The 503-nt window shown below is 34.6% G+C and carries 2 protein-coding genes; one reads left to right on the top strand and one right to left on the bottom strand.

Annotation, left to right across the window (positions count from 1 at the left end):
- Positions 1-27 precede the first annotated feature (27 nt).
- Entirely contained in the window at positions 28-156 is a 129-nt protein-coding gene (locus tag AACV33_RS04300) for a hypothetical protein (protein WP_255458676.1), read from the top strand.
- Here the strand turns inward: AACV33_RS04300 and AACV33_RS04295 are convergent.
- Positions 137-349 (bottom strand): hypothetical protein, encoded by a 213-nt coding sequence (locus AACV33_RS04295; protein WP_060993032.1) that lies wholly within the window; start codon positions 347-349, stop codon positions 137-139. The genes AACV33_RS04300 and AACV33_RS04295 overlap by 20 nt on opposite strands.
- Between the last annotated feature and the right edge of the window lie 154 nt (positions 350-503).

The raw sequence follows: 503 nt of genomic DNA, 5'->3' as shown, positions 1-503 counted from the left end.
TAACGCCTGCATAACACGTTTGCTACTATGCAGAACAAACTGAATTTTACTGCCTTAATCACTGAAATTAAAGACAAACTGACAACGCCGAATGTAGCAAATCGTGTTGATGCGATTGTTATGTTCGCTCTAACCGTTAATCACGGACATATCTAAACTTAACATGCGTATCGATGTAAGAATTAAGATCACCACCAGATACTGCAATGATTTTCATTCTGTCAATGTGTTGCTTACCCGCACTATCGTAGTCATAACTAACTGAACGAGCAGTTTCATCAAACCAAACCGTGATTGAATTAGAATTTAACTCAAAACCACGTATTCCTGAAGAGTTGTAAGTTTGCATTTAAGCCTCAATAGTCCATTTGTACCAAAATATACAAATATCATTATTGTAATATCGTGAAGAACTACTGTGATTAATGTCACTAATTTCTAAGTTAATAAAAACAAAGGTAATATTTTAGATAACCATTATCTATCGCCTAGAACATAACGCC

Source organism: Aliivibrio sp. SR45-2 (genome assembly GCF_963890165.1).
GTDB classification, from domain to species: domain Bacteria; phylum Pseudomonadota; class Gammaproteobacteria; order Enterobacterales; family Vibrionaceae; genus Aliivibrio; species Aliivibrio salmonicida.
The sequence above is the reverse complement of the archived record's forward strand: the minus strand, read 5'-3'. Positions and strand labels throughout refer to the sequence as shown.

Excerpts from the sequence above, each read along its gene's own strand:
- AACV33_RS04300 (WP_255458676.1), top strand. The coding sequence starts at position 28 with ATGCAGAACAAACTGAATTTTACTGCCTTAATCACTGAAATTAAAGAC.
- AACV33_RS04295 (WP_060993032.1), bottom strand. The coding sequence starts at position 349 with ATGCAAACTTACAACTCTTCAGGAATACGTGGTTTTGAGTTAAATTCT.